General features: G+C 52.8%; 6 protein-coding genes. 5 read left to right on the top strand and 1 reads right to left on the bottom strand.

All coding sequences use genetic code 11. From position 1 onward, the window contains the following. The first annotated feature begins 267 nt into the window (after window positions 1-267). The 3 genes from Q0683_RS10240 (at window position 268) to Q0683_RS10230 (ending at window position 1,984) form a co-directional block, all read left to right on the top strand. Complete coding sequence (locus Q0683_RS10240; RefSeq protein WP_298977570.1) at window positions 268-483, top strand: hypothetical protein; 216 nt, start codon at window positions 268-270, stop codon at window positions 481-483. A 34-nt stretch (window positions 484-517) separates the two neighbouring features. Beyond that, a complete protein-coding gene (gene bioF, locus Q0683_RS10235) occupies window positions 518-1,693 on the top strand; it encodes an 8-amino-7-oxononanoate synthase (protein ID WP_298977568.1) in 1,176 nt (391 codons plus the stop codon). Window positions 1,694-1,777: 84 nt separating this feature from the next. Next, complete coding sequence (locus Q0683_RS10230) at window positions 1,778-1,984, top strand: glycogen debranching protein (RefSeq protein WP_366142744.1); 207 nt, start codon at window positions 1,778-1,780, stop codon at window positions 1,982-1,984. A 470-nt stretch (window positions 1,985-2,454) separates the two neighbouring features. On the opposite strand, the gene Q0683_RS10225 is transcribed toward Q0683_RS10230, so the two are convergent. After that, window positions 2,455-3,336: a universal stress protein gene (locus Q0683_RS10225; RefSeq protein ID WP_298977563.1), complete on the bottom strand. Its 882-nt coding sequence runs from the start codon at window positions 3,334-3,336 to the stop codon at window positions 2,455-2,457. Between the two features lie 529 nt (window positions 3,337-3,865). Here Q0683_RS10225 and Q0683_RS10220 point away from each other — a divergent pair. Then, window positions 3,866-4,153: a Mo-dependent nitrogenase C-terminal domain-containing protein gene (locus tag Q0683_RS10220; protein WP_298614721.1), complete on the top strand. Its 288-nt coding sequence runs from the start codon at window positions 3,866-3,868 to the stop codon at window positions 4,151-4,153. Window positions 4,154-4,171: 18 nt separating this feature from the next. Further along, on the top strand, window positions 4,172-4,689 hold a 518-nt coding region (locus Q0683_RS10215; RefSeq protein WP_366142527.1), incomplete at its 3' end, for a ComF family protein.

The following is a 4,689-nucleotide window of genomic DNA, read 5'->3' as shown; positions in this document are numbered from 1 at the left end:
TATAGTCAAGTATGGCACTATTGCCCGCCAGAAAAGACTTCTGGGGATCCGGGCAGATATAAGACCTGCTTGACAAGGTACAACTGAACCTGTAAGTCCTGGCATCACCCGATTTATAAACGTAGGGAACAGGCCAGAAGTTGGCATGAACAACTTCAACCCAAAACCCACCGGCAAAAATGACCTGGGGTGCTGCAAAGGCAAAAGTTCCCGGCAGTAGGCGAGAATGCCGCCTCCCTCTCTGTTAACAGGATTGGGAAGCCGCTTATGGACGCGAAGCGTCATGAGCGAAGTATTCACAATGACCTGATGCTCGTTTACTACCCCGATATTGGGATGGATGAGGATGATGATTATCGCCAGCAGCTCAGTCAGAAACTGCAGCAGATGGACTTAGATCGGCTTCTTTTCCACAGCTCTGAGAAGAAATTCTTTCGCCAAGCCATTGACTACCTCATCGCCAATCACGATGTCCTCAGGTAAGATTCTTCCCGTGATCCCATCCTGATTGCTGGCAATGGCTGATCCCTTTGCCTGGTTAAAACCTGCGCTCAAAACCCTGCACCACGCCCAGTGGTATCGGCAACCCACCCCCAGTGGTGCACCGGGAGCCATGGTCAGCGTTGGCGAGCCGCCACGTCCGTTGATTAACTTTTGCAGCAATGATTATTTGGGGCTGGCGAACCATCCCAAGGTGAAAGCAGCGGCCATCCACGCCATTGAACAGTGGGGTACCGGCGCCACAGGCTCGCGTCTTCTGAGTGGTCACCGTCCTCTACATCGGCAGCTAGAGGAGGCGATCGCCCGCTGGAAAGGCACAGAGGCAGCCTTGGTCTTTAGTTCGGGCACAGCAGCCAATCTCGGCACCATTCCCGCCCTTGTGGATCAGCGGGATCTGGTACTGGGGGATGCCTACAACCATGCCTGTCTCAAAAAAGGCGCCCGCCTCAGCCATGCTAAGTTCTATGAATACCCCCACAACGATGTCGCTGCCCTTGCCCAACTCCTAGAGAGTTATCGCTCCCAGTACCGCCGTTGTCTCATCCTCACCGACGGCGTCTTCAGCATGGACGGGGACGCTGCTCCCCTCGACAAGATTTTGCGGCTGGCGGAGGCCCATGCAGCCATGGTGCTGGTGGACGATGCCCACGGCACAGGGGTGTTGGGAACCAACGGTGCCGGCACCTTAGCCGCCCTGGGGCAATCTAGCCCGACCGTGATTCAGATGGGGACCCTCAGCAAAGCCCTCGGCAGTTTAGGGGGATACATTGCTGGTTCCCAAGACCTGATCACCTATCTGCAACACCGCGCCAGCACGTGGATCTATAGCACCGGACTCTCAGCGGCGGATACCGCTGCTGCCCTTGCTGCCCTTGAGCAACTCCAAGCAGATCCTTCCCTTCGCCACGCCCTCCGAGAGCGCATCCAACAACTGGAAGAGGGACTGCAAAAATTGGGTTGCCCAGTTTTGCCCCATCCGCTACCGACCCCAATTTTTTGTCTGCCTGCTCCCGATCCCACCACCGTCCTCCATTGGGGTCAGAAATTACAAGATGCCGGATGTTGGGTGGCAGCGGTGCGGCCACCGACTGTCCCCTTTAGTCGTCTGCGCATCACCCTAAGAGCCGATCACACCCCTGCACACATTGAGCAATTACTGGCAGCATTGGCTGTACTCCTAAAGTGCTGTTAAGAAGGGCTGACGACTCCCCTGGATTTCGCCTAGGCTGGGAATAGTTCCGTGAAATCGGCACACTGTGCCAAGGAGTGAGCAATGATAACCATCTGGGTGAGCGAACAAGTAGATCCCTCCGGTCTGCTTTATGCCTGTATTGCCTGTTGTGATGAAGCCCAAGCGAGGGAGTGTGTGCAGTCCTTTGAAAAAAACTTGACGACGGAACAAAAAGCCGCCGGCTGGCAAGTGCGCCTGCGTACTGTGACCTCTTGGGATGAGGTGCCTAGTACTCTCCTCAAGCTCTGCTAATCTTTTGGCTCAGCCCTGCATAGGAATCTTCGTGAAGCGATTAAGCCAGTGGGGACGTTATCCTCCCTCCACCTCTGCCATCATGGGTGCGATATGTTCATCATTATCTTTATCTTTTCCTTTGGAGGATGCCGCAGAATAGAGTTTGAAGCCCTGTGACTTGGTTTGGAACCACTCGCCGTGCTTGCCCCTGGTGTGGGTGCTGTTGACTCCATGACTGGTCACAACTTGGCAGAGCAAGCTCGCAATGCGGCAAAGTCGGGCTTAATGTGAGCCTTTGAAGCCTATGAAAAGGCACAGACTGCCGTCGCCGAAGTCCGCTCAGAAATGATGGAGCAAAAGGCAGCGAAGGCTGCCGCATCGGAGGAACTCCATGAGGTAATTATCGGCTAAGGTTTAATTGCCTGCTTGATCCAAATTCCTTGATCTAGATTCCTTGGGGTAGTTCTGCTGCCCCATCTTTTGATTAATTAGCGACCAGCGGGGGGAAAATAAATTACGGGAAACACGCAACGGCGGATGATCTCTCCTGCAAAGCTGGGGATTGAGAGTTCCCAAATTTTACCGACGGAACCAGAGGAAACAGCAATTCCATGGATGTCGCGATCATAGGCAGCAAGTTGAGCTTCAACAACAGGGTTACCAAAGCGGATCTCCGTTTCAACATTGAGGCCATAGCCGGTAAATTCCTGCTTTAGGTCGGCAAGAATTTTTTCAGCCTTTGGACGTTGCTCGCCAATTCCCAGTTCTCCTTTGCCCGCATCACTGATAATCCAGCAAAAGGTCAAGGAGGCAATACTGGCTTGATCGGGCTTTTTCACGCCTTCTCGCAGTTGTCGCACCAGGTGTTGGCCAGAGGGACTGTGGTCGTAGGGCACCAGTAAGTGGCGAAAGAGATTTTGGCAACGGAGGTTGAGTTCTGCAGTTGTCATCACCCACAACACTTGCGGGCGCATGATCATGACGGGCACTTTAATCCGTTGCAGCACCTCAATGGTTGTACTGCCAAAGAGCTTCTCATCCAATAGATTGCGAATGGGGCGGCTGGCCAGTACCAAGTCAATTTGATGTTTCTCAACAGCGTCAAGAATAGCATCGGCGGGGCGGCGGTTTTCGATGATTGCTTCTGCTTTGAGATCGGCGGGAATACTCGCCGGATCAATTTGGAGTAAGTCCCTTACCTGTTGTAGTCTTTCCTCCCGCAGGCGGGGCTTATCGCCATCCTCGTTAATAGGGCGGGCATGGAGAAAGATCAATTTGCGAGCACCGGCTGTTTTCAGCGCCTCAAGGTAGTGGGTGAGTTTGGGGAGGCCATCATGGAGATCCGTTGGAATCAATATGTTTTTGAACATGCCAGTGCTCCCCAATACCAGACTCTAATTGCAGATTAGCTTAGGAAGGGAAACGTGCGCTACTCGGCTCTATATTATACCCCAAGAAAATATTAGCCCAAGGTCGAGATTATGCTCACTCTTCCCTCTTGAATTCCAAAGCCGTATTTCTTTAGTCATTGCCAAGGGCTTCGGTAGCTGCAAGGGCAACTTTTCGGGAAACCGCATCGTCAACTTCAACAGAAATCACTAGAATAAGGATGGATACAAGCTTATCATTTAATTCAAAAATGTATCCACTGCTACTAAATCTCTCGGAAGCAAGGAGATTGTCTATCGTGATGCGATTTTTATTGAGATTTCTCTGGGATGTCGCGCCTCGCTAAGGGCGCTCTAAAGCGGATCAGAACACTCCTGTGGCCATATAATGCAGCGATAAACTTGCCCTTTTTAGTACATGGTTTTAATTCATTGAAACTACCTTCTTAAAGAGGGTGAGGGGGAAGTTTTTCGCTGCCAACTTCAATGATTGAGTTGAGGTGTTGAGTTGATGACGATTTTTACGGTGGGACACCGTTTGCTCCGCACAATTCTGTGGCCGGTACGGCAATGGCTAGAACATTTGGAAGTGCACGATCGCCAGCTTGCCCATCGTCTATGCCGCTTGATCCCCGCCCGGTGTCCCTTTGAACGCGATATTGTGGTTGCAAAATGGCATATTCACATTCCGCCCCTGTGCCACCTGAATCCCCTCTATGAGGAGTTGATGGTGTTGCGTTACCGTGCCCTTTGCTACTTGGCAGAGGAGTGCCATGAGGATATTAGTGCCTACTGTTAGACGCTAGGGGATGCGGCGGTGTGGCGATCGCTCCTCTCCTTTCTGTGGCAGCAGCCCTGTCCCTGTTGCGGCCGGGTGAGTCCCAAAACAATCTGTAGGGATTGTGAACGCCGCTTGAAAGCATGGGAAGTGCAGCGGCGGCAACGCTACTGGCAGGGCAGTCTGCCCCTGTTTCCGTGGGGGTACTATCAGCAGGACTTAAAGCGGGCGATCGCCACCATGAAATACAACAACCATCCAGAACTGGGAACCCTTTTTGGCCAATGGCTGGCCCACAGTTGGTTAGAAGCCAAGATAGCGCAGCACCTCCCCTTGCAGATTGTGCCCATTCCTCTTCATCGGGACAAATTGCAAAGCCGCGGTTTTAATCAAGCGGTGCGCATTGCCGAGGGCTTTTGTCGTGCCCTTGAGCTACCCCTTGCGCCGCAGGGGTTAATCCGCCAGCGAGCGACCCAATCCATGTTTCAACTCTCCCTGAGGGAGCGGCAAGCCAACCTTGAGAATGCCTTTTGTCTTGGCAAAGGTCTCCAGCGGGA

It is taken from the genome of uncultured Thermosynechococcus sp., from assembly GCF_938074695.1.
Classification (GTDB): Bacteria; Cyanobacteriota; Cyanobacteriia; order Thermosynechococcales; family Thermosynechococcaceae; genus Thermosynechococcus.
This window is presented reverse-complemented; position numbering and strand designations above follow the sequence as displayed.